Origin of the sequence: Microcystis aeruginosa NIES-2549 (assembly GCF_000981785.2) — a bacterium.
Taxonomy (GTDB): domain Bacteria; phylum Cyanobacteriota; class Cyanobacteriia; order Cyanobacteriales; family Microcystaceae; genus Microcystis; species Microcystis aeruginosa_C.
This window is the reverse complement of sequence record NZ_CP011304.1, coordinates 72,029-95,314: the sequence shown is the minus strand read 5'-3', so window position 1 is coordinate 95,314 and position 23,286 is coordinate 72,029. Positions and strand designations below refer to the sequence as shown.

General features: G+C 42.3%; 20 protein-coding genes and 1 pseudogene. 11 read left to right on the top strand and 10 right to left on the bottom strand.

All coding sequences use genetic code 11. From position 1 onward, the window contains the following. Window positions 1-99: 99 nt before the first annotated feature. Window positions 100-870 carry a segregation/condensation protein A gene (locus tag myaer_RS00415; protein ID WP_046660508.1) on the bottom strand — a complete coding sequence of 257 codons (771 nt, stop codon included), beginning with the start codon at window positions 868-870 and terminating at the stop codon, window positions 100-102. A 51-nt stretch (window positions 871-921) separates the two neighbouring features. Between myaer_RS00415 and pdxH the strand changes: the two genes are divergently transcribed. The 9 genes and pseudogenes from pdxH to myaer_RS00370 all read left to right on the top strand — a co-directional run. Next, a complete protein-coding gene (gene pdxH / locus myaer_RS00410) occupies window positions 922-1,566 on the top strand; it encodes a pyridoxamine 5'-phosphate oxidase (RefSeq protein WP_002787824.1) in 645 nt (214 codons plus the stop codon). Between the two features lie 231 nt (window positions 1,567-1,797). Continuing rightward, complete coding sequence (locus tag myaer_RS00405; RefSeq protein WP_046660507.1) at window positions 1,798-2,100, top strand: trypco2 family protein; 303 nt, start codon at window positions 1,798-1,800, stop codon at window positions 2,098-2,100. A 118-nt stretch (window positions 2,101-2,218) separates the two neighbouring features. Then, window positions 2,219-6,298 carry an NB-ARC domain-containing protein gene (locus myaer_RS00400; RefSeq protein WP_052734149.1) on the top strand — a complete coding sequence of 1,360 codons (4,080 nt, stop codon included), beginning with the start codon at window positions 2,219-2,221 and terminating at the stop codon, window positions 6,296-6,298. 67 nt (window positions 6,299-6,365) lie between these two features. Then, complete coding sequence (locus myaer_RS00395; RefSeq protein ID WP_002739617.1) at window positions 6,366-6,614, top strand: type II toxin-antitoxin system Phd/YefM family antitoxin; 249 nt, start codon at window positions 6,366-6,368, stop codon at window positions 6,612-6,614. Beyond that, entirely contained in the window at window positions 6,607-6,876 is a 270-nt protein-coding gene (locus tag myaer_RS00390; protein ID WP_002739840.1) for a type II toxin-antitoxin system RelE family toxin, read from the top strand. The genes myaer_RS00395 and myaer_RS00390 overlap by 8 nt, the downstream gene beginning before the upstream one ends. An 82-nt stretch (window positions 6,877-6,958) precedes the next feature. Continuing rightward, a complete protein-coding gene (locus tag myaer_RS00385; protein WP_008203693.1) occupies window positions 6,959-7,249 on the top strand; it encodes a UPF0175 family protein in 291 nt (96 codons plus the stop codon). Next, window positions 7,233-7,727 carry a nucleotide-binding protein gene (locus myaer_RS00380; protein ID WP_046660503.1) on the top strand — a complete coding sequence of 165 codons (495 nt, stop codon included), beginning with the start codon at window positions 7,233-7,235 and terminating at the stop codon, window positions 7,725-7,727. The genes myaer_RS00385 and myaer_RS00380 overlap by 17 nt, the downstream gene beginning before the upstream one ends. 27 nt (window positions 7,728-7,754) lie before the next feature. Then, the gene (locus myaer_RS00375; protein ID WP_046660501.1) at window positions 7,755-7,976 is read left to right on the top strand and encodes a hypothetical protein; all 222 of its coding nucleotides are present in this window, start codon (window positions 7,755-7,757) and stop codon (window positions 7,974-7,976) included. Between the two features lie 185 nt (window positions 7,977-8,161). Continuing rightward, window positions 8,162-8,332 (top strand): annotated as a pseudogene (locus myaer_RS00370) (nucleotidyltransferase domain-containing protein); the annotation flags it as partial. A 369-nt stretch (window positions 8,333-8,701) separates the two neighbouring features. Here myaer_RS00370 and myaer_RS00365 read toward each other — a convergent pair. The 5 genes from myaer_RS00365 to queA form a co-directional block, all read right to left on the bottom strand. Then, on the bottom strand, window positions 8,702-10,513 hold the full coding sequence (locus tag myaer_RS00365; RefSeq protein ID WP_046660500.1) for a proline--tRNA ligase: 1,812 nt from the start codon (window positions 10,511-10,513) through the stop codon (window positions 8,702-8,704). A 724-nt stretch (window positions 10,514-11,237) separates the two neighbouring features. After that, window positions 11,238-12,968, bottom strand: a complete 1,731-nt coding sequence (locus myaer_RS00360) for an Rqc2 family fibronectin-binding protein (RefSeq protein ID WP_046660499.1) — start codon at window positions 12,966-12,968, stop codon at window positions 11,238-11,240. Window positions 12,969-13,125: 157 nt separating this feature from the next. Then, a complete protein-coding gene (gene gcvT, locus myaer_RS00355; RefSeq protein ID WP_046660498.1) occupies window positions 13,126-14,232 on the bottom strand; it encodes a glycine cleavage system aminomethyltransferase GcvT in 1,107 nt (368 codons plus the stop codon). 595 nt (window positions 14,233-14,827) lie between these two features. Continuing rightward, entirely contained in the window at window positions 14,828-16,516 is a 1,689-nt protein-coding gene (locus myaer_RS00350) for a serine protease (RefSeq protein ID WP_046660497.1), read from the bottom strand. 131 nt (window positions 16,517-16,647) lie between these two features. Then, on the bottom strand, window positions 16,648-17,745 hold the full coding sequence (gene queA / locus myaer_RS00345; protein ID WP_046660495.1) for a tRNA preQ1(34) S-adenosylmethionine ribosyltransferase-isomerase QueA: 1,098 nt from the start codon (window positions 17,743-17,745) through the stop codon (window positions 16,648-16,650). A 160-nt stretch (window positions 17,746-17,905) separates the two neighbouring features. Here queA and myaer_RS00340 point away from each other — a divergent pair, with 160 nt between their 5' ends. Next, window positions 17,906-18,295: a hypothetical protein gene (locus tag myaer_RS00340; protein ID WP_002733765.1), complete on the top strand. Its 390-nt coding sequence runs from the start codon at window positions 17,906-17,908 to the stop codon at window positions 18,293-18,295. A gap of 284 nt (window positions 18,296-18,579) precedes the next feature. Here myaer_RS00340 and myaer_RS00335 read toward each other — a convergent pair whose 3' ends face one another. Next, complete coding sequence (locus myaer_RS00335; RefSeq protein WP_046660494.1) at window positions 18,580-19,764, bottom strand: tetratricopeptide repeat protein; 1,185 nt, start codon at window positions 19,762-19,764, stop codon at window positions 18,580-18,582. A gap of 37 nt (window positions 19,765-19,801) precedes the next feature. Here myaer_RS00335 and myaer_RS00330 point away from each other — a divergent pair, with 37 nt between their 5' ends. Further along, a complete protein-coding gene (locus myaer_RS00330; protein ID WP_046660493.1) occupies window positions 19,802-20,977 on the top strand; it encodes an esterase-like activity of phytase family protein in 1,176 nt (391 codons plus the stop codon). 111 nt (window positions 20,978-21,088) lie between these two features. Here myaer_RS00330 and myaer_RS00325 read toward each other — a convergent pair whose 3' ends face one another. The 3 genes from myaer_RS00325 to myaer_RS00315 all read right to left on the bottom strand — a co-directional run bounded on the left by myaer_RS00325 (window position 21,089) and on the right by myaer_RS00315 (window position 23,285). Then, complete coding sequence (locus myaer_RS00325; RefSeq protein WP_002802138.1) at window positions 21,089-21,640, bottom strand: NYN domain-containing protein; 552 nt, start codon at window positions 21,638-21,640, stop codon at window positions 21,089-21,091. A 408-nt stretch (window positions 21,641-22,048) separates the two neighbouring features. Then, a complete protein-coding gene (locus myaer_RS00320; RefSeq protein WP_046660492.1) occupies window positions 22,049-22,873 on the bottom strand; it encodes a sulfurtransferase in 825 nt (274 codons plus the stop codon). Next, window positions 22,842-23,285 carry an ATP-binding protein gene (locus myaer_RS00315; RefSeq protein WP_046660491.1) on the bottom strand — a complete coding sequence of 148 codons (444 nt, stop codon included), beginning with the start codon at window positions 23,283-23,285 and terminating at the stop codon, window positions 22,842-22,844. The genes myaer_RS00320 and myaer_RS00315 overlap by 32 nt, the downstream gene beginning before the upstream one ends. Window position 23,286 lies beyond the last annotated feature (1 nt).

The following is a 23,286-nucleotide window of genomic DNA, read 5'->3' as shown; positions in this document are numbered from 1 at the left end:
CTTCGGCGTGAGCTTTTGTCGAACGCTCAGTCGAACGCAAAAGCTCACGGCCGAAGCCCACACCCGACACCGCACACCCTGCCTCTAGAAAAAACTTTTTCAGCAAACCCTAATCAAACAAATAGTTAAATCCTGATAAAAATCCTCCTGTTTTAACTCCACTTTTGATTGAGAAGCCAGTAAAAGTAAAGCCCAAAAAATCGCCACCTTTTCCTGTGTTGCCGAGTGACTAGAAGGCTTTTCCGCTTGCCATAAATCTAATAAATACTCAAACTCTATCTCCTTTTTCTCCAATTGAAAAAACTTTCTCTGCAAAAAAAAGTCCAGTTCCGCTGCCAATTCCGTCAGGTTTTCTTGGTGGGCCAATTCCGTGATAATTTGTACCGCTTCCCGTCGGGATTGGGGCCGGGGTTTCGGGACAACTACAGACAGTTTCGGTAAAGCTTCAATCTCTAGGGCAATCTGTTGTAATTGAGTGATTAACTCCTGCAAAGTTACCCGTCTTTTTCGCGGTGGTGGGGCGGCAGTACGACGGCGAATATGATTTTCTAGATAACGGGGTAAAGTTCTTAATTCCCGTTCTAAGTCGCTAATTTCCTCATCAATCAGACTTTCTTCTTGCTGGTCCAAAGACAATCTTTCTAGGGTATCAGCCTTAAATAAAACTAACATAGAAGCCCATAAAAAAGCCTGTCCCGATTGGGGTAAATTAGCCTGGGCCATGGCTAAATCTAGATCATTTAATAACCCCAATTCTGCCAAAAAGCGATCGATCACATCGATAACCTGCACATCCCAGGGGTCAATTTCTCCCTGTTCCGCCATTTCTAAAAGAGAGGCGATCGCATCACTGGCCGAGGTGATAGTCATGATTGTAGAATCTTGTAGGATCTCAAAGGATAAAATTTAGCAAGCAAAACCATGGACATATCGATCGCTGACCTGCGCTTGGACTACAATCTTGAAGAATTGCTAGAGTCAGAAACATCTGCCGATCCTTTCATTGTATTTAAACAATGGCTAGAACGGGCGGTATCTTCGGGAAGATTGGAACCCAACGCTATGACTTTAGCCACTATTTCCCCGGAGGGTAAACCCCGGGCCCGCATGGTACTGTTAAAAGACTTCGATCCTCGCGGTTTTGTTCTCTTTACCAACTACCAAAGCGCCAAGGGACAGGAATTAATCGCCAATCCCAATGCTGCCCTAGTGTTTTGGTGGGGAGAATTGCAACGGCAAATTAGGATTGAGGGAACTGTAGAAAAAATCAGCGAGGAGGAATCGGATAATTACTTTTTTGTCCGTCCCTGGGAATCTCGTTTAGGGGCCTGGGCCTCCAATCAAAGTGAAGTGATTTCTGGGCGAGATATACTCGAAAAACGCCTAGCAGAACTAAAAGAAGAATATGCGGGTCGTGAAGTTCCCCGTCCTCCTCATTGGGGCGGATTTCGCCTAATTCCTAGTTTAATCGAGTTCTGGCAAGGTCGCCCCAGTCGTCTCCACGATCGTCTCTGTTATTATCGTCAAGAAGATGGCAGTTGGCAAAGGCAACGTTTAGCTCCTTAGTTTTATTTTGACACCTTGTATTAGCAAAATAGCTCGATGCTAATTCAATTTGTCATTTTAGTCTTGAGATAATATTAGGTCGATTTCTTTTCCCAACCCGCGCTTACCTTAGCGATCGGGTTGGGCTATTATATCAATTGGATAAAGGCAATCTCTCTGCCCTAAAGTTTCAGAAAAACGATAGAATTGAAAGGGTTTTTGTTTGCATCCTTCAAAAATAACTAGAGAATTATGGACATCAATAAAGTTGGACTTCGAGAAACCTTAGAAGCATTGCGGGTTGAACTGAGTAAATCTATTTTAGCCTCTGAGGGTGAGCAGATTCGCTTTGAAGTGGGTGAAATTGAATTAGAGGTTCAATTTGTGGTTGAGCAGTCGAAAGAAGGCAAAGGTGGGCTGAAATTTTGGGTAGTAGAAATGGGTGGGGGTGTCACCAATAAAGATACGATAACCCATAGAATTAAAATTCCCCTTAAACCCATTGGGAAAGATGGAGGACCTATCAAGACAGCAAGTGATGATATTCCCGATTAGAATTTTATACCCCTAGGGACGCAATGCTTGCCCCCAAAGCAGTTAATTTGTAGGATGGGTTAGCGAAGCGTAACCCATCGCCATCCCAGAAGAATAGGTTACATCAATCCGATAAGTTATGCCCCAATTCCAACCCGATCGCGCTTTAGAAATTGTTGCCCCTAAGTATGGCACTGCCTATCGAATTGGGGGACGTTTACTCTTGACTTGTCGGCATCTATTTGATAATAGTAACGACTGTAAAGTACGAATTAGATCAGCATCAGACTATTCTGATAAGCAGGATATAGACGCTAAAGTAATTTGGAAAGCACCGGATAATATAGATATAGCTTTAGTTGAATTACCAGAAACTATCGAAACTTGTAATCCTGTAGGTTTTGGGGTGTTACCTGATGCTAATACCACAAAAAAAGTTAAATTTGACTGTTTGGGCTTTCCTCTATTTTTACGGTATGTTGAAGATGAGATAAAATACGCCACAGGGTTACATATTGAGGGAACTATCGATGTGTCTAATCGTGCGCCTCATAACCGGTTGTTATTAAATATTAAAGATAGTCAAGACATACAACCCACCGATGAACAATTAGAAAGATTAGCAGAAGATCAGTCACCTTGGCAAGGAACATCGGGATCAGCAATTGTTTGTCATGGGTTAGTGATTGGGGTACAATCTAAACAGCCAATTAGAGATCGTCCGGCATCTTTAGAAGCTGAATCTTTGGCCAGGGTTTATGACAATCCCGAATGGTGTGAGATATTAGAAAACCATGATATTGATCCTGAACCTAAACCCGTTATATCCGCTTCTTTAAAATCTTCTTCCTATCGCAATCAAGCTCCTCCTAAACCGAGTTATTTTGTCGAACGTCCAGAGGTTAGTATTGAATTAAAACAACTTTTATTGTCAGAAACAACGGAAAAAACTGGAACTTTAGTTATTAGTGCGATTTATGGATTAGGAGGGATTGGTAAATCCACTTTAGCGGCGGCATTAGCACAAGAAAAAGAAGTTCAAGCTTATTTTCCTGATGGCATTTTCTGGGCAACTTTAGGACAACAACCAGATATTTTATCCTTTCTTCATGGCTGGATTCAAGCTTTAGGAGATTATAATTTTAAGCCGACGGGTATTGATGCGGCATCCTTACACTTGAGGACTTTATTGGCAGATAAAAAGGCTTTATTAGTGGTAGATGATCTCTGGAATGTGGAAGATATTGATCCTTTTAGAGTAGCAGTAAATCAATGTAAATTATTAGTAACCACTAGGGAAGTTCCCGTTAAAGGAGCAATTCGTTATGATTTGAATGTGATGACGGAAAGCCAATCTTTAGCCTTATTAACGGGTTATTTAAAGCATGAATTAAATTTAGCAGATCAGAAACAAGCCAAAATATTAGCCAAAATTGTCGGTTATTTACCCTTAGCTTTGGAGTTGACGGCGGCACAAATTGAAGATGGGATTCCTTGGGCTGAATTAATCGAAGATTTACGAGCAGAAATCGCTCATTTAGAAATTTTAGATCGCTTGGAAGCTGGAGATACTGTCAATGAAGAAAAACGAAAACATTATAGTTTAATTGCTTGCTTTAATCTCAGTTTAAAGCGGTTAAATGGGCAAAGATTGAGACAATTTAGCTGGTTAGGGGTGTTACCCGATGATGTTACCATTACCGAAAAAATGGCGACGACTTTATGGGATTGTCCGGTTAGAGAAGCGAGGCAAACTTTAAGATATTTACGGGGTAAAGCTTTATTATTAACGGGGGTTTCTAGTGAACTATTAACGAGTTATCGGGTCCATGATTTGTTACATGATTTAGCCCGAAATCTGATCCTAGCGTCTCCTAATACTGAAACGGATTATCGATTACCGGGGTTAGGTTTGTCGATTTCTGAAGCGCATGGGCAACTTTTACAACGGTATCAAAGACAAATTAAGATATCCCCCCTAACCCCCCTTGAAAAGGAGATATCCCCCCTAACCCCCCTTGAAAAGGAGAGATCCCCCCTAACCCCCCTTGAAAAGGGGGGAAAAGAGGTGGAAGTCCCCCTTAGTAAGGGGGATTTAGGGGGATCAAATTGGCACAGTTTAGAGGATGATGGCTATATTTATAATCAATTGCTCTGGCATTTGGAAAAAGCGGGACAGATAGCCCAGATTCATCTATTACTGAGGGAAGAAACCGCAGAAGGTCATAATGGTTGGTATAGTCAATGTGAAAGGGAAGGGAAAACAGCAGTTTTTATTAAGGATGTTTCCCGGGCTTGGCAACTGGCGGAGGAGCATTTTATTGAGAACAAGAGTGAGTCTATGGGGTTACAGGTGCGTTATGCTTTAATCACCACTTCTCTTAATAGTTTGGCGACTAATATTCCACCAGAATTAATTGCGGCACTGATTAAACATGAAATCTGGACACCTGCTCAGGGTTTGGCTTATGTACGGCAAAATCCAGATTCTGAGAAGCAAGCCGGAGGATTAACAGCAATTAGTCCCTATCTTACTTCTACTTTGTTATCCGAAGCCTTAGAAATTGCCAGAGGGATTGGGGATAAATCTGACCGTGCATGGGCATTGACTGAGTTAGTTCCTCATTTACCTGAAGTGTTACCCGAAGCCTTAGAAGTTGCCAGAGGGATTGGGTATGAATACAACCGTGCTTGGGCATTGACCGGGTTAGCTCCCTATTTACCGGAAGTGTTACCCGAAGCCTTAGAAATTGCCAGAGGGATTGGGTATGAATACTACCGTGCAAGGGCATTGACCGGGTTAGCTCCCTATTTACCGGAAGTGTTACCCGAAGCTTTAGAAGCTGCCAGAGGGATTCGGGTTGAAAACTTCCGTGCAAGGGCATTGACAGGGTTAGCTCCCTATTTACCGGAAAGTTTGTTACCCGAAGCCTTAGAAGCTGCCAGAGGGATTCGGGTTGAAGACTTCCGTGCAAGGGCATTGACCGGGTTAGCTCCCTATTTACCCGAAGTGTTATCCGAAGCCTTGGAAATTGCCAGAGGGATTAGGGATGAATACGACCGTGCAGAGGCATTGACCGGGTTAGCTCCCTATTTACCGGTCAGTTTGTTACCCGAAGCTTTAGCGGTTGCCAGAGGGATTAGGGATGAATACTACCGTGCAAGGGCATTGACCGGGTTAGCTCCCTATTTACCTGAAGTGTTACCCGAAGCCTTAGAACTTGCCAGAGTCATTGACGATAAATTTTCTCGTGCAGAAGCCTTGACAGGGTTAGCTCCCTATTTACCTGAAGTGTTACCCGAAGCCTTAGAAATTGCCAGAGCCATTTGGGATAAATACGACCGTGGAAGGGCATTGACAGGGTTAGCTCCCCATTTGCCCAGTTTATTACCTGAAGCCTTAGAAATTGCCAGAGGGATTTTGTCCTACCGTTACCGTGCAGAGGCATTGAGAGAGTTAGCTCCCCATTTACCGGAAAGTTTGTTACCCGAAGCCTTAGAAATTGCCAGAGGGATTGGGTATGAATACTACCGTGCAAGGGCATTGACCGGGTTAGCTCCCTATTTACCGGAAGTGTTACCCGAAGCCTTAGAAATTGCCAGAGGGATTGGGTCTGAATACTACCGTGCAAGGGCATTGACAGGGTTAGCTCCCTATTTACCGGAAGTGTTACCCGAAGCTTTAGCGGTTGCCAGAGGGATTAGGGATGAAGATAACCGTGCAGAGGCATTGAGAGAGTTAGCTCCCCATTTACCGGTCAGTTTGTTACCCGAAGCTTTAGCGGTTGCCAGAGGGATTAGGGATGAAGATAACCGTGCATGGGCATTGACCAATTTAGTTCCCCATTTACCGGAAGTGTTACCCGAAGCCTTAGAAATTGCCAGAGGGATTGAGTATGAATACTTGCGTGCAAGGGCATTGACACGGTTAGCTCCCCATTTACCTGAAGTGTTACCCGAAGCCTTAGAAATTGCCAGAGGGATTGGGTCTGAAGAATCTCGTGCAGAGGCATTAGAAGCATTAACAGCCACCTTAACCCCTGCTAATGTTGACTTATCTTTCTGGCAAGATGTCCTTCAGGCTTTGGGTACTCTCACTCGTCCTAATTTCCTCGAAACTATTCCCAACTTAGCGCCTTTAATCCTTCATTTTGGGGGAGAGGTCGCTTTAAGAGAAATCCATCAAGCAATTAGAGAAGTCAGCCGCTGGTGGCGGTGATTCTCCTGTCAATAATTGCTATAATAGCTAAAATGGTCATAATGGCTAGTTTCTATAAAGGTTAGTTATGAAAACATTAGGAGCCTCAGAAGCAAAAAATCGCTTTGGCGAACTGTTAGACTTGGCTCGAAGAGAACCAGTAAAGATAGCAAAAAAGGGACGTAATGTTGCAGTCGTGCTGTCAATCGAGGAATTTGAGAGATTTTCCGAGTTAGAAAATCAACTTTTGGCTTTACAGGCAGAAAAAGCTCATCAAGAAGGTTTTATCGGAACAACAGAAAGTGAGGCTTTACTGTCAGAAATTTTAAATGCTTAAGATTAACCTATCTCGACAGGCAACTAAACGCTTAAAAAAACTGCCAGATAAACACGCCAAACAAGTAGCCACAAAAATAACCGAACTGAGAACAAATCCCTATCCCCAAGATTCTCTAAAGTTAAAAGGATACTCCTATCATAGAGCCGATATTGGTGAATATCGAATCGTTTATCGTGTTGAGGAGCAAACACTAGAAATCTTGCTGATTGACAAACGAAACGATGATGAAATTTATAAACAACTAAAGAGAACAATATAGAGAATCTTAATTATCAACCATCAATTAATTAGCGATATTATTCCTGCTAAAATCAAGAAAAACAAATTATCTTTAAACACTCATGAGCATTAATGTAACATTTCCCGAAGAACTCCTCATTGCTGCCAGAGAAGAAAAAGAAGCATTCTCTCGTAAAGTCATAATTTATACATTAGGGCATCTTTATCAAGAAGGAAAAATTTCAGCAGGAATTGGCGCACAAGTATTAGGATGCGATAAATATACATTTTATACACTTCTCTCTGAGTATGGTTTTTCCATTATTGATTACACAGCAGAAGAATGGGAATCAGAAATACAAACCAGCCGTAAATTAGCCCAAAAAATCCAAGAGAATGAAGATAATTGTTAATTCTACACCGATCATCGCCTTATCTTTGATTAATCAATTAGATCTTCTTAATCAGCTATTTAATGAAGTGATTATTCCTTGGGCAGTTTATCAAGAAATTGTCATCGCTGGAGATAATAAACCGGGGGCAAAAGAACTCAAAAATGCCAATTGGATTCAAGTTCAAGAAGTTGCATCATCATCTCCTCTTGAACCGCTATTACTAGGATTAGATCGAGGAGAATTAGAAGTTATTCTCTTGGCAATTTCAATTAAACTAGACTGGGTAATTATAGATGAGAAATTAGCAAGAAGAGTTGCCAAAGCTATGGAATTAACCGTCAAAGGAACATTAGGAATTCTCTTGGTTGGTTTTTATGCAGGTTATCTATCTAAACAAGAAATTTTAGATTTATCACAACAGTTAGTTAATTATGGAATTCGTATTAGTTCTCCGATTCTTAATTGGCTAAAAACAGAATTAGACAATGATCATTAATATCAAATCAATGCAAAATAAACTACCATGAAACAACTAATCGTACACATTCGTGACCAAGAAAAAGCAGAAACACTCTCTAAAATTTTAACTGCTTTAGATTTTGTTGACTCTGTAGAAATCATCGAAGATCAAACAACATTATCTGATAACGAGCAAGAATTCTTTGCCCTGGCAGGATTGTGGGAAGACAGAAATATCACCCCTAAATCTATCCGTCAAGCAGCATGGCGAGAAGAAAACCGATGATTTTATTAAAAGTTTAGAACGCTATGAGCCGTCGAATGAATGACCCATCCACATTTCATTGGCGATCGCATTCCTCCCCATCTTTCCACACTCCCTACGCAATCGCAAAAATCCGATAAAATAGTGAATAAGTGACATCCATCAATACAATTTATTACAAAAAATAATTTCTAGCTAATAAAACAATGGCTCAATTACAAACCCTAATGCCTATACTACAAGAATTTCGCCAAGAATTAGCAAAGTTTTATGGAAAACGGTTAGTAAAACTCATCCTTTTTGGTTCACAAGCGCGGGGTAACGCCAATGAGGACTCAGATATTGATATTATGGTCGTATTAAAGGGGCCCATTTCCCTTAGAAGCGGCCACCCTATTACTTGAAAAAAATTATTATCTCAAATGGAATGCTCCCACTCTAGCAAACAGGGTAAGCGCATCCTAACAATCCTTGACAAAATGAACTTTATGTGGGTTGCCTACCCAGAGGGCAATTCAGGCATATTTGAGTAGAATTTGCCATCTCAATTGTTAAGCAACAATCGACCAAATAGGTCGAGTTCGTAACTATTCTGATTGACTGGTATCACTTAAAATGCCCACGCGGATCACAAAATTGGCCAATTGTCAATAGCTTTTGAGATGCCCTTTATAACAGGAGGTCCCCCGACTCATATTCGATCATCAGAACTATAAACAGGCAAAATTATCTGTATATTTAATCACTTAATCAGAAGCATTTACCTTTGAAATAGCAGTTTTTAAATAGGAAACCACCTCATTAATTGCTACTTCTGACGCTTTTTTACTGGCTCTTTCGACTAATTCCACCTTACCCGATTTGAGAGATTTACCCGTGACAATGCGATAGGGAATCCCAATTAAATCCGCATCTTTGAACTTAACACCTGCACGTTCATTCCGGTCATCTAAAAGGGTTTCAATGCCCGCTTGATTTAACTCATTGTATAAACTTTCGGCGGTTTTTACCTGCTCGGCATCGGCTAAATTAGGAATAACCACAATCGCTTGATAGGGGGCAATAGCTACGGGCCAAATAATGCCATCTTTATCGTAGGATTGTTCTACGGCTGCCTGGGCTAAACGCGATACTCCTATACCATAACAACCCATACAAATGGGGGTAGATTCTCCCGCTTCATTAGTATAAAAAGCATTCATAGCTTGAGAATATTTATAGCCCAATTGGAAGATATGACCGACTTCAATTCCTCTGGCACTTTGCAAGGTTTGATTAGGATCATGAATAGCTCGATCGCCTACCCGGGCTTTGCGTAGATCGACGATTAATTCCGGTAAGATAAAATCCTTACCCCAATTCGCCCCCACTACATGAAACCCAGTTTCATTAGCACCAGTGATAAAGTTTTCTAAGTCTGTCACTGTGTTGTCTGCTATGCGTAAAAACTGAGGAGCGATATCGCTGGCTTTTTTGAGCAAATTATCTTCTAAGTCAGGAGCAATATAACCTAAAGGTAAAGGTTTAGTTGCCCATTGCTGTTGAGCGGCAGCATCGGGTATTTTTAAAGCCAAAATTGTTTTAGCATTGTAACGGCCCGCCTGTCTAACTAATTCATTTTGTAGTTTAACTTCGTTAACTTCTTGATCACCGCGAATATGCAGTAAAACTAAAACAGTTATGCCGCTATCATAAACCACTTCGTAGAGAACATTTTTGACGATAGCAGTGGCAGAACAATCGAGAAATTTAGCTAAACTTTCGATAGTGTTGGTGTTAGGAGTCTCTTTTTTAGTAAACTTTTTAAAGGGAGAAGCCACTTTATCTGCTGGCAAAGAAACGGCTTTTTCCACATTAGCCGCATACTTTTCATCGGCAGTAAATAAAACCTCATCTTCTCCAGCATCAGCTAAGACCATAAATTCTTGGGATGCGGAACCGCCAATCGCTCCAGAATCGGCTTCTACTGCCCGAAAAGCTAACCCACAACGGCGGAAAATATTCCGGTAAGCTATATCCATCGCTTGATAGGTTTTCTTTAAACATTCCTCGTCGAGATTGAAAGAATAGGCATCTTTCATAATAAATTCTCGTCCCCGCATTAAACCAAAACGAGGGCGAATTTCATCGCGAAATTTAGTTTGAATCTGATATAAATTAACCGGCAATTGTCGATAGGAACGAATTAAATCACGAGCGACGGCAGTAATTACTTCTTCGTGAGTCGGTCCTAATCCTAACTCCCGGTTTTGCCGGTCCGTCAGGGCAAACATAATCCCTTCTGCTTTTGTGTAGGTGTCCCAACGGCCTGATTCTTGCCAGAGTTCCGCCGGTTGCAGTTGGGGAAGCAAACATTCTTGGGCGCCGGCTTTATTCATTTCTTCCCGGACTATCTGGGAGACTTTCTGTAAAACCCGCCACATCAGGGGTAAATAGGCGTAAATGCCGCTGCCAATGCGACGAATGTAACCGGCACGGACCAAGCATTTATGACTGGGGATTTCCGCCTCGGCCGGGTCTTCCCGGAGAGTGACAAAAAGCTGTTGAGAGAGTCGCATCCTATCGATATCCTTTTGAACAGAAGACTTTCTATTATCTCACCAAAGGAGAACGACTGCAATTATCAATTACTTGTGTTGACAAACAATAACAGCGATCAGTTTACCGATTCTCAGGTATTTCCCCTCATAACTTGAGACTGGTTGGAGAAGCATTGAACCTTAGTTCCAATTGCCTAACTCCCTTGTTCTCTACTCTAGGAAATATGAGCGTTCAGGTCGATCGCTGTTATCGTCGTTATCGAGACAGAATGTAACTTTAACAGGGTTTACTCCTTTGTGAACTTGACCTTTATAACCTTGCCAGTTGATCTGTCAGGGAAGCTTTTTTCTTTAGCTTCAATTATTAATATAACATCGGAGCGGAGCTAGAAATCTTTCTCTTAATCAAAGTTTACATGGCTGGGATCAAGGAAAAGGCTAGATGTTTTAAAGCCTTCTGGCTGCAGGGAAATTAATTTTGCACGACTACAAAATGTGACAGAACCAGTTAGGTGAAGATAAAATACCAGTGGTCGCTTTAATACCACCTAAATAGTCGGTTTTTTGTGTCTTTCCCGAGACTATCGGCTGCTACCACTGGTTTGCTGTTGTTTGTTGTTGTAATCCGAGGAAATATAGTTCTTGCGTTCCCAAGCGCCTGAACTGCATTTGTCTCTCTAGTAACAATTGTAACAGACAATACCCATTTTGTGTAAAAAAAAGTAAACAATTTGGTAAAAAATTATTTTTTGCGGTAATCCTCAACCCTCTGAGGACAGCCCCAGATTACCGTTTCCTGTTTGTAAACCACCATACCTGGCTTGGCGCCCTTGGGCTTATAGACGTATTTGGGACGGGTATAGACGACGGGAACCTGTTCACTATGGCGAGCGCGGCTATAATAAGCGGCGTAATCCGCGGCAAATTGCAGATCGGTGGCTTCTGGAACTGTACCGGGGGTTAAACGGAGTAAAACGTGACTACCAGCGATTTCTTGACTATGAAACCAGATATCGTAATCGCCGGCGCTACGAAAAGTTAGCCGATCATTTTGACGGTTATTTCTGCCAATCCATAATTCTACTCCAGAGGGAGTAGTAAAGCGCATGGGTTCTGATTCTTTGTTATTCGCCCGATTACGCTGGTAATTGCTTTCTAGATACTTTTGTTGAATTAATTCTTCTTGTATCTCATCTAATGCCTCTAAATCTTGGCTGCTGCTATAATTCTCTAGTTGACTTAAACTCGATCGCACTTGTTCGAGATAATTAATTTCACTGACCACTTCCTCTAATAAAGGTTCCACCGCTAACCGCGCTCTTTTTAATTTCTGATGTTGTTTATAAAAATATTGGGCATTCTGTACGGGATTTCTTTCGGGATCGAGAGGAATAATGACAGGTTTTCCTGTCTGGAAATCTGCCAAAGTAATGCTAGTCATTCCCTGCTGTATTTGTTGCAGATTGGCCATTAATAAATCCCCTTGCTCTTTATAGCGATCAGCATCAGCAGATTCTGCTAGTCTTGTTTGAAATCCTGCGGCTTTGGTTTGCAGTTTAGTCAGTAAAGAGATGACTTTTTGGTTTAATTTTTGCTGTAGTTGTCGAAAGCTTTCTTGATTAATTTGGTCGCTATAATAACGGTTTAATAATTCTTGAACATTTTTAGCCGTTGCCAGTATCTCCCCACCGATCACTGTATAACCTTCTCTTGTCCATCCCGGTTGAAAGGTTTTATTTTCGAGCATTTTTAACCATTCTTGCCAAGCTGAAAAGAGCTTTTCCCAATCAGTATTATCTAACTGATCCGTGTTTAATTTCGGGTTAATCTTGGCTTTTTGCAACAGCGATCGAGCGATGACTGGACTAACCCCACGATAGGTACTAACTAACTGTTTTTCGAGAGTTTTAGGGATTAAACTAACCCTAGCTTGCCAACTGCTCAAGGATTCTTCTAAACTGGGATCTGTTGCCAATAAAACGGGGGGTAGTTGATAGATTTGTCCCGTTTGTACGGTGCGAACACTGGACTGGGTGGCATTGACTTGATGGGCAACGGTGACAATTTGCCGATCGGCAGCTGTTAAAATCACATTGCTATATTTGCCGATAATTTCTATATACAAATGCCACAGCGCCGGATCATCGGGACGTTGGGCAAATTGTAGATCGACGACTCTTTCCCACGGGGCAACAAATGCTAATTTTGTCAGCGCAAAACCATTGAGTTGATGACGCAATTGATCGCTGAAAGTGAAGGTATCAGGGACTTTTGGCGGTGGCTCACCAATATGCAGCCGCGCTCCTTGGGGATGCCAAGAAATAATTAACCATCCCTTGCGATCGAAGGTTCGTAAATAGAGGGCGATCGTTTGGCGATCAATTTGATACACTTGTTCTAGTCTCGCCGGTAGCCAAGTGGCGGCAATTTCGGCACAAGTGGCGCTGAGGGTGGTAAAGTCTACGGATTGCATTTTCAGGATTCAGCTGTAGGGTGGGTTAGGCGACGGTAACTGCTACAGTTTAGTATTGATTTTGTGTTCGCCGTAACCCACCAAATTATTGCTCCTTTTTTCTCGGTGCGTTACTAACGCACCCTACTGGATTGACACCAATGGTTAGCAACGCACCCTACTTTTTACTTTTGTAAAAGGGTTTTTTAACGACGGTAGCGGGGTAGGTGGTGCCGCGGATTTCCACTTCGATCGCCTGTCCGATCGAGGCGAAAGGTGTGGGAAGATAGGCTAAAGCAATCGCTGTGTTTAAAGTTGGTGATAAAGTGCCACTGGTGACTTTACCCACCACTTCCCCGGCGAATACTACCGGATAATCGTGACGAGCGATATGTTTGCCGGACATCTGCAATCCCACCAAGCGCCGATTCACACCATTAAGTTTTTGGTCTTCGAGGACATTGCGACCGATAAAATCGCCTTTTTCTGGCAGATGAACCAACCAATTTAAGCCAGCCTCTAGAGGACTCGTGCTATCGTCGATATCCTGTCCATAAAGGGCTAAAGCTGCCTCTAAACGCAGGGTATCCCGCGCCCCCAAACCGCAGGGAGTCACCCCTAAATTTAAAAATTCCGTCCAAAGTTGCTGTCCGATTTCAGGGGGGGCCATAATTTCAAAACCATCTTCTCCCGTGTAACCGGTCCTAGCGATAAAAACTTTTTCCCCGAAAAGCTGGCTTTCCCAGTGATTAAATAGCCCAAAATCGCTTAATTTTTCCCCGATCAAGGGCTGTAAAATTGTCGCCGCCTTGGGTCCTTGCAGGGCGATTAAGACCCTTTCTCGGGATAAATCCTTTAATTTGACCCCCGATCCCTCTAAATTGCCTAAAATCCACTCTCGATCTTTATCGGTGGTTGAAGCATTAACAATTAATACGCCTTGGTTTTCGCTTTGGTAGTAAAAGATAATATCATCGATAATACCGCCGTCCGGGTTGAGTAAAACGCTATATTGTGCCTTTCCTGCCCTTAAACGGGCTAAATTAGAGGGAACTAGGGTTTGGAGAGATTGAACCAGATTATCTCCAGTTAAGATAAATTTGCCCATGTGGGAAATGTCAAACATCCCGACACCATTGCGGACAGCATTATGTTCGATTTTTAGGCCGCTAAACTGTATCGGCATCTCCCAACCCGCAAAAGGGGTAAATTTGCTGGTTTGTTGGGCAATTAGGTCGTATAAAGGGGTACGAATAGCGGGGGAAGTTGCTTCTTGGTTAGCCACGGTGATTTCGATCGACTGGTTTTCTGCCTAGACTAGCATAGCAGTTATCAGTTATCAGTAACCAGTTATCAGTTATCAGTAACCAGGAGACAGTAAATAAGTAGGTAGGCGTTAAAAATTATCAGACACCACCGTTATCAAGGGGGACTAAGGGTAGGGTTGATTCATGAATCAACCCTACTATGAATCAAGCCTAGGACTAAGGGGGGATCGAACCTAAAATCCATTTTTAATTTAATTATAACCAGCTACTTAGTAAACAGTAAACAGTGATCAATCATACTAAATCCGTTGAGTACAGGCTAGTTATGCGGAGAAGCAGTCATGCAAGAGGCACTCATGCAAAGGGGAATAAATAATCAGTTTTTAATAACTGGATTTAGTATCACTATCCACTGATAACTGATAACAAAGGCCGAAACTAAAACCTAATTTGTTAAGCTAAAAGCTTTGATGTACTTAGTTTATAACCTTCTTTTTAGGTAGGAGAATTGCCAGATTCTTTCTTTTACCTCTTGCCTTCAGAAGCTGATTACTGATTACTGTTCACTGATAACTGAAAAAGTTCCCCACTTCATAATTTATAATTCATAATTTATAATTGCCACTCCCTTAACCTTTCTCGCACTCTGTCAATGGGAATCGCTAAACCGCAGCCCAATCTAACGGCATTTTCTAGGGGTTTAGGAGTGGAGGGATTATCACAAAATAAACTCGCTTGGGAAATCACTCCCACCACTTGATTTTTATCGTTTAAAACTGGACTTCCCGACTGTCCAGAAACGACAAACATGGACAAACTTAAGGATTTTTCGTTATTATCATTAACCGTGCCTTTGCTGACAGTCCAATCTTTTTGATTAAAAGGATTACCGATCGAGATTACCGGTTGATTAGGGGCAATTGGTAGGGGTGCTAAAGCTAAAGGTTTTAAATCTGGCGGGGGATTTTTTACCTCTAATACTGCTAAATCGAGCCAATCGTTAGGGGGGGTAGTGTGGAGAATTTTAGCTTTTGAACGCTTGCGAATTTTTCCCTGGGGGGGTTGGCTATAATACTCGACAAAAATGCGCGCTCCTGCATCGATTTCCTGACGGGAATTCGTCACCACATGACGGTTAGTCACGATCCAAGCTCTATCTTGATCTCGTTTTAATAACCAACCAGTGCCGATCCCATTGTTATTTTTGCCGCGAATGACAATTTTAACAATTGAGCGTTTTAAATTCACCAGAGGATCACTGTTAACACTGGGAATTATCTCTGGCATTTTTAATAATTCGGGATTGTCGTGAATTAATCGCCCCCGTTGGATTTCCTGTAAAATAAATCTAGCTTCTGATAAATTGGGATCAATTTCTACGGCCTGCCGACACCAATTTAGACCCTCATCGATCTGACCACTATCGATATAGGTATAACAGAGATTTTCGTAAATCTCGGCATTTTTGGGGCTAATTTGGCGTGCCTGTTGAAAAACTGCCATGGCTTCCCCTAGTTTTCCCTGTTCCGCTAAAGCTTTCCCTAAATAATTATAAATATCCCCATCTTTAGGGGAGTAAATTAGAGCCTGTCGATATATTTGCTCTGCTTGCTCCCATTTTCCCTGTTTTGCTAGGGTTTCTCCTAATTTTTTGTATATTTCACCCTGACTAGGTATCAATTCTAGAGCTTGCTGATAGGCATAACTGGCCTCTTGCCAGAGTTGCTGTTCACTGTAGGCCTTTCCCAGATAAAAATAGGCTTTTCCCTGACTAGGATCGAGAAAAACCGCTGCTTGCAGAGCTTTCGCCGCCTCATCCCAACGTTGTAAACTATAAAGGGCTTTTCCTAGCTGAAATTGCCCTTTAAAAGTTGGTTTAATGATCATTGCTTTTTGGTAAGCATCGATCGCCTCTGACCATTTTTCCTCTTGGGCGAAAATATCTCCCAAAGCGACTAAATGATTACTTAGGGAGGGTTCCATCGGTGGTTTATCATTAATGATAAAGCCACGATTATATGCTTGTAAGGCTTCAGAATAGCGTTTTTGACTTTGTAAGACCTGAGCGATTTTTATATGGGCTTGGACTGAATTTTCGTGAAAAGATAAAACTGTTTGGTAAGCAGACAGAGCCGATTCCTTCTCCCCCGCGGCCAAAAGTTGATCGCCTTGCCAAAGATAAGCCAAGGCAATCAGATAAAAAATAGCGAAGGGAGCGGCGGCGATGAAGGCAATAATTACAAATATTTGCCAGGATTTGCCAGAATAGCGGCGACCGATTTTAAGCTCTTTTCTTTTCATTTCTTGGTTGGGATAGACAACAGGGTAGAGGTGGTTCGATAATTGACCTAGACCAATTTAGATGCGCGGGCAGCTTACACATATTTTTCCCTTCCCTGTTGTCCTTTCCGCAGTTCTGCTCCTCCTTCTACTTACCGATTACTGCTGCAAGCGCTGGGTAGGATTAACATAGCGTCACCGAAGGAATAGAAACGGAAACGCTCTTGGATAGCTGCTTGATACAATGCCAGTAGTCTTTCCCGTCCGACTAAGGCACTAACTAACATCATCAAACTAGACTTAGGTAGGTGAAAATTAGTGATCATGCCGTCGATAATCCGCCATTGATAACCAGGATAGACAAATAAATTCGTTTTTCCCTGAAAAGCGGTTAATTTCTCGCTCTTACTTTCTTTAATCGCCCCTTCCAAGGCCCGGGCTACGGTGGTTCCCACGGCAATAACCCGGCCACCTCTGGCCTTTGTTTGGGCGATTTTTTCGGCAGTTTCGGCGGAAATCTCTAAAAATTCTTGGTGCATTATGTGTTCTGCAATATTTTCTACTTCCACGGGACGAAAGGTTCCCACTCCCACATGAAGGGTGATATAGGCGGTATCTATGGCCTTCTGGGCGAGCTTATGGAATAATTCGGGAGTAAAATGTAGTCCGGCCGTGGGAGCGGCCACAGAACCCTGTTTATCAGCGTAAACTGTTTGATAACGGTCTTCTTCCGCCTCCGATTCGGTGACGTAGGGGGGGAAAGGAATATGACCGTACTCCTCCAACATATCCCAAAAACTGCGCCCGGGATGACGTTGAAATTCCAGCAGACGACCACCGGTATTCATATCTCGGTCGATTATTTTCGCTAACCATAATTTTGCTTCGTCTTCTGTTCGCCCTGTTTTCGGATAAAAAAGGACTTCTGAACCGACTTTAAAGCGTTTTCCCGGTTTGACTAGGGATAACCAACGATGGTCATCCTGTTCTTCTAGTAGTAATATTTCTACGGGGGCGCCCGTGGTTTTACGTCCAAATAAACGGGCTGGAATCACGCGAGTATCGTTGAAAACCAGCAAATCCCCCGACTCTAACCAGGTGGGTAAATCCCGAAAAATAGCCAAATTATGACTATTGGGAGAATCTACCACCAAAAGACGGGAACTGTCTCGGGGTTCTGCGGGATTTTGGGCAATTAACTCCGGAGGAAGGTGATAATCGTAGCTGGAGAGTAATTGGTCAGGGATCATCATCATTATCATAATAAAGATCTTCGCAAAAGTTGGGTAATCCTACCCAGGCGAACTTCACTAAATCGGGGATTTCTCCCCTTGGTGTATGGAACGGTTTATCGTCAGACTAGAGATATAACACTAATTGTGACTATTAGCCAACAGCCCAGCGGCCACTATGGACTATCTCTATTTTCTTGCTAATGCTAGTTTAACGCTACGAGTCACCGAATACCTGCGATCGATGACTCATCTGCCCTCCTCCGTCATGACGGTTATTCATCAGATTAACGGTTGGGTAGTCAAGGTCAAGTTTAATCAAATGCTCACTCCTTGCCAACACGGTGATTTTCGCGCCTACATGAATGAGTTAGGGATTCCCTATCAACCGGAAATGCGTCTCCAGATGGTTTTTTGGAGTTTGGAAACGGGACAATCTCCCATTGATGTCATGCGTCGTTACCAAGTGGCGATCGTCTCCCATGGTACCCCGGATCAGCAAGATATAGAGGCTTTTCGCCAACAATTTACTAAGGGTTTAGGATACTGTCCGGAAACTCTGGCCTAGGGTTGATTTTCTTTCGGGATGCTCTTCGAGGGCGACTAGAGGACTCAAGTCCTTAGGTTCGATTTTCCCCTTAACTACGATATCGCCGAAGTTTTGGTTAATTTGTTCGCTCTGTTCCCCGCTTAGGGTTTTGGGTGTTAGAGTTTTGGGGTGGTCACTGCGTGCGCGTTGCGGGGGGTTTTAGGGTTTTAGGGGATGAGTTGAAATTTCCCCACTTCCCCATTTCCCCACTTCTCCATTTCCCCGTCCATCTGATAGTTAACTATTCAAAGACTTAAAGATCACTATTCAGGATTATTTATTGCTTGATTAACTTGGGTGATTTGGGTTTGAAAATATTGTTCACGATAACGGATAGCTTGGGCTAATTCCGCACCTTTTTGGAAAGCGAGTAAAGCTTGGGGATAATTTTTTCTCTCTAGATAAATTTGACCGATTTGATCGTAGGTGTTCATTAAACCGTAGTAATTATAACCCAATTCATGGACTTTAATTAGTTCTTGATAGATTTGTAGGGCATAATCTACCTGTTGATAACTTTTATAAAGTTCTGCCAACTTATTTAAAGCTTCTCCTGCGGTGCCGTACTGTTGTAAAGCAAAAGCGAGAGAATAGGCTTCTTGAAAGTTTTGGCTGGCTTTATTTGCATCTTTTAAAGCTTGGTAATCTAAACCAATTTGAATTTTTAGAGCGGGAATTAACTGTATTTGCTGATTTCTGATCTGGGTTTCAGCTATTTCTTCTTTAATTTTTACTGCGTTAGCTGGTTGCAAAGATTCTCGATAAATTTCTGCTAGTCTTTGCAAATAAATTCCTTGAGTTAAAGAATTATTCTGCCCCTTAGAAATAGTTAATAATTCCTCATATACTGGGGCGGCTTTTTGATAATCAAAACGGGATAAATGAATTTGACCAAGTTGATTTAGAGTTGCTTCTACTGCGTCGTTATCTCCAGATTGTCTGGCATTAGCTAGAATTTGATCATAGATGATTATCGCCTCATTAAAAGCTCGTACCTGTTGATAGGATGTACCTAGTAATGCTAATAATTCCCCGTCCATTGTCTGGTTAGTTTCTGCGGTTTGTTGCAGAGATTTTAAACGAGCAGTAATTAATTTAACATCCTCGGTTCGATCTCGATTCCAAGCGGCTAACCCCACTTTTCCCAAAGATTTTACTTCTTCTTTGGCCCCTAAATAACGATTTAATTTAATCACTTCATACCAGATGGGAAAAGCTTCCTCATTTAATCCCGCATCGTATTTAGCTTGAGCTTCAGCATCGCGTTGATCGATGTATAATAACAGTTGACGACGCTCCAAGGGAGTTAAAGGGCGATCGATTGCGGGTAATAAAGGACTTTTTAAGGGAGTTTCGAGGGGATTGGGTGCAGGGGTTTCTGTTTGTGCTAGGAGAGGAAGGGAAGTACCGATCAAACAGAGCCATAAACCGAGAGAAAAACGTAGCATAATAGATTGATAGGAGCGTAGTAGAGGGTGATATTTTGTGATTGATCGATTCTATAAGAGACTGACTGCCGAAAATTTGCGTTTGCCAATTTTGGGTTTAATTGCTAGTTTGATTGTAACCTTTACTCTGGCTGCCTGTGGTGTCTCCCCACAAGTTTTGGCAGAACAACGAATGTTTCTACCCCTCTCGGTCGAGTTTTTGGGAGAATATCAATTACCAGAAGCGGATTATCAGGAGACAAGAGTGGGGGGATTATCGGCAATTACCTATGATCGTGCCAATAACCGCTTTTATCTCCTCAGTGATGATCGTTCTCAGAAAGCTCCGGCCCGCTTTTATACGGCTAGTTTGCAGATAAATGATGAAAAAATCGAAAAAGTGAATTTAGAGGCGGTCACGTTCCTAAAAGATGGCAAGGGAGAAACGTTTAAAAAGGGATCGATCGACCCGGAAGGTATCGCTTTTTCGCCCCGACAAACGTTATTTATTTCCAGTGAAGGTGCGGTTAAAGAGGGAATTGCTCCTTTTATTGCTGAATTTGATTTGCAGGGACAATTAAAGGAGTCTTTGTTAATTCCTAATCGCTTTTTACCAGATGATAGCAATCAAAAGGGAATAGAGGATAATTTAGGGTTTGAATCCTTAACTTTAGGGATTACCAGCACTCTCAAAGACGATCCTTTTCGTTTGTTTACTGCCACAGAAAACGCTTTAATTCAAGATAGTCCCACGGGAAAAAGAGCAGAAAATCTCAGAGTGCGACTTCTTCATTATGTTATTGATCCGATTGGTGCGCCGGTGTTAGTATCAGAACAATTGTATGTGTTAGATGAGCCGCCCAGTGGTGCGAGATACTACGGTTTAACGGAATTATTAGCTTTAGAAAAAGAGGGTTATTTTCTCAGTTTAGAGCGAACTTTTGGTTTAGAAGGTTTTGGAGCGAAACTATTTCAGGTAGTTAATGGTAGTGCCACTGATACGTCGAAAATTGCTCGGATACCGGGAGAATTAGAAGCTTTACAGGTGCAACCCTTGCGGAAAAAATTATTACTAGATTTAGGGACTTTGGGGATTGATTTAGATAATTTAGAAGGAATGACCCTCGGTCCAAGATTAGCTGATGGTAGTCGCTCTTTGATTTTAGTCAGTGATGATAATTTTAATCCGAATCAGGTCAATCAGTTTTTACTCTTTCGACTCAAGGAAAAATAAACAAGAGATGGTTAATTGCCTCACCTATCCCCTTCTGGGAGAGGGATTGGGGTGAGGAATACCAATAAAGAAAAATGGGATAAATAGCCGGTTTAAAGACAAAACGGCCGATTAATAATCACTTTTTTCGATATCTTTGCGAAGATCATTCAGGTCAATATAGCGATCGGTGGCATTTCGCAATTCCCTAGCGATCATCCCTTCCGTAGAAACTACGGTAATATGAGTATTTTTAGAGCGCAATAGTTCGATCGCTCGTTCAAAATCGCCATCACCACTAAATAAAATCACTCGATCGTATTGATCGACGGTATTAAACATATCGACGACAATTTCGATATCTAAATTAGCTTTCTGAGAAAAACGACCGGAACTATCATCATAATATTCTTTCAAAATTTTTGTTCTCACCGTATAACCCAAACTAATTAAAGCATCGCGAAAACCTCTTTGATCTTGGGAATCTTTTAAACCCGTGTACCAAAAGGCATTAATTAACATAATATTCGGGTCATTAGTGAAGTAATTTAACACCTTGCGCGGGTCAAAAAACCAACCATTTTTTTGTTGAGCATAAAACATATTATTGCCATCCACAAAAATCGAAAGGCGATCTTTCGGACGGGTGCCACCATTACAATGACAAAGACCGGCTTCTGTCATACAAAATACATACCTAATTTTTTATAGAGTTTAACTATAAAATTACTTTTTAGTAATTTTACGGGGGAAAATGACTATTCTTTGAGGAATAGCGGTGATTTGAGAGCAAAAAGATAGCAACTAAAATAAAAATTAGCTTTTTTGTCTAAGTAGGGCGGCACAATTATTTGTAGGATGGGTTAGCGGTAGCGTAACATAATCTGGCGTTGGGTTTCATGCTTCAACCGTTCGGCAAAAGCTCACGGCCGAAGACCAACCTACGTTCATCTTATATTTAATTCCACCCACCCACTTAGGAGACAAATTAGATAATAGTTTCGGAATAATTAAAAGTGATAATAGAGGGATTGTACAGTAATTAGGTCATTTTGATAATCTTTCTCGATAGATGGGTATCAATAGGGCCGGTTAGATCAGGTAGGAACACCAATCACTCCAACCTCCAGAATATAGCTTAACATTCTCGTATCCGACTAGGGTAAGGGAAAAGATATTAACACAGGCTGTCACTCCTGAACCACAGTAGAGGATAATTTCTCGATCGCCTTGCCGCTCTTGCCAACGTTGTGTTTGCTGGTCCTGGGGTTGAGAAAAACCCTGACTATCGGTGACTTCCAACCAGGGATAATTCAGCGCCCCCTCGATGTGGCCGGCGATCGGATCGATCGGTTCCCTTTCACCCCGATAGCGATCGCTTTCCCTAGCATCAATTAACACCACTCCCGCTTGCTCTTTGTGCCTTTTTACCTGCTCAATTGTGACTACCCAATCCTCTTGAACTTGGGGGAGAAAAGCGCCGGTTTTCGGCACAGGTATCTGATTGGAGACGGGATAACCCGCATTTAACCAATTTTGCCAACCACCATCGAGAATACTGACTTTTTCATGGCCCAGATAACGCAATAACCACCAGAGACGACTGGCAAAGGCAAAACGGGAGGCATCGTAGGCGATGACATGGGTTTGGCCGGAAATCACCCCTAGAGAGCTTAATTTAGCGGCTATTGTCTGCGGATTCGGTAAAGGATGACGTCCGCCATGAGGGGCAACGGGAGCCGATAAATCGCGGTCTAGGTGTAAATAGAAGGAATTTTCAATATGATTGGCTAAATACTCTTGATAACCGAGATCGGGATCGTTTAATTGAAAACGACAGTCAATAACCATCAGATCGGGGCGATCGAGATTGTTAACTAACCAACTAGGAGAAACGAGGGGCGCGATCGGATTCATGGCGGGAAAATTGTTTAATAATTAACAGACAGTTGCGCTGATCTTCGCTGCGAGTATAACTGAGTTGATCGGCGATTTTTTGGAGGATCGGCAGTCCTTGCCCATGACCGGAGAAACTATGGCGAAGATGGGCGTTTTTCTCGATAAAGCCCTCTAAATCGAAGACGGAACCCCGATCCCAGATGCGAAGTTCCATCTGGGATCGGGTAATATCGATCTCGATCTCGATCGGGATTTCGGGGGGGAGGTGTCGGTGAGCGTGACGGACAGCATTGGTAAAACCTTCGGCAAGAGCAAGCTGACACTGGAGCCAGTCTTTTTGGGGAATGCCCGCCGGTTCGAGTTGCTCAAAATACTTTAAAACGGTATCTAAGGACCTGAGATCGCTATCTACCTGAAAAGAAATCTTCACC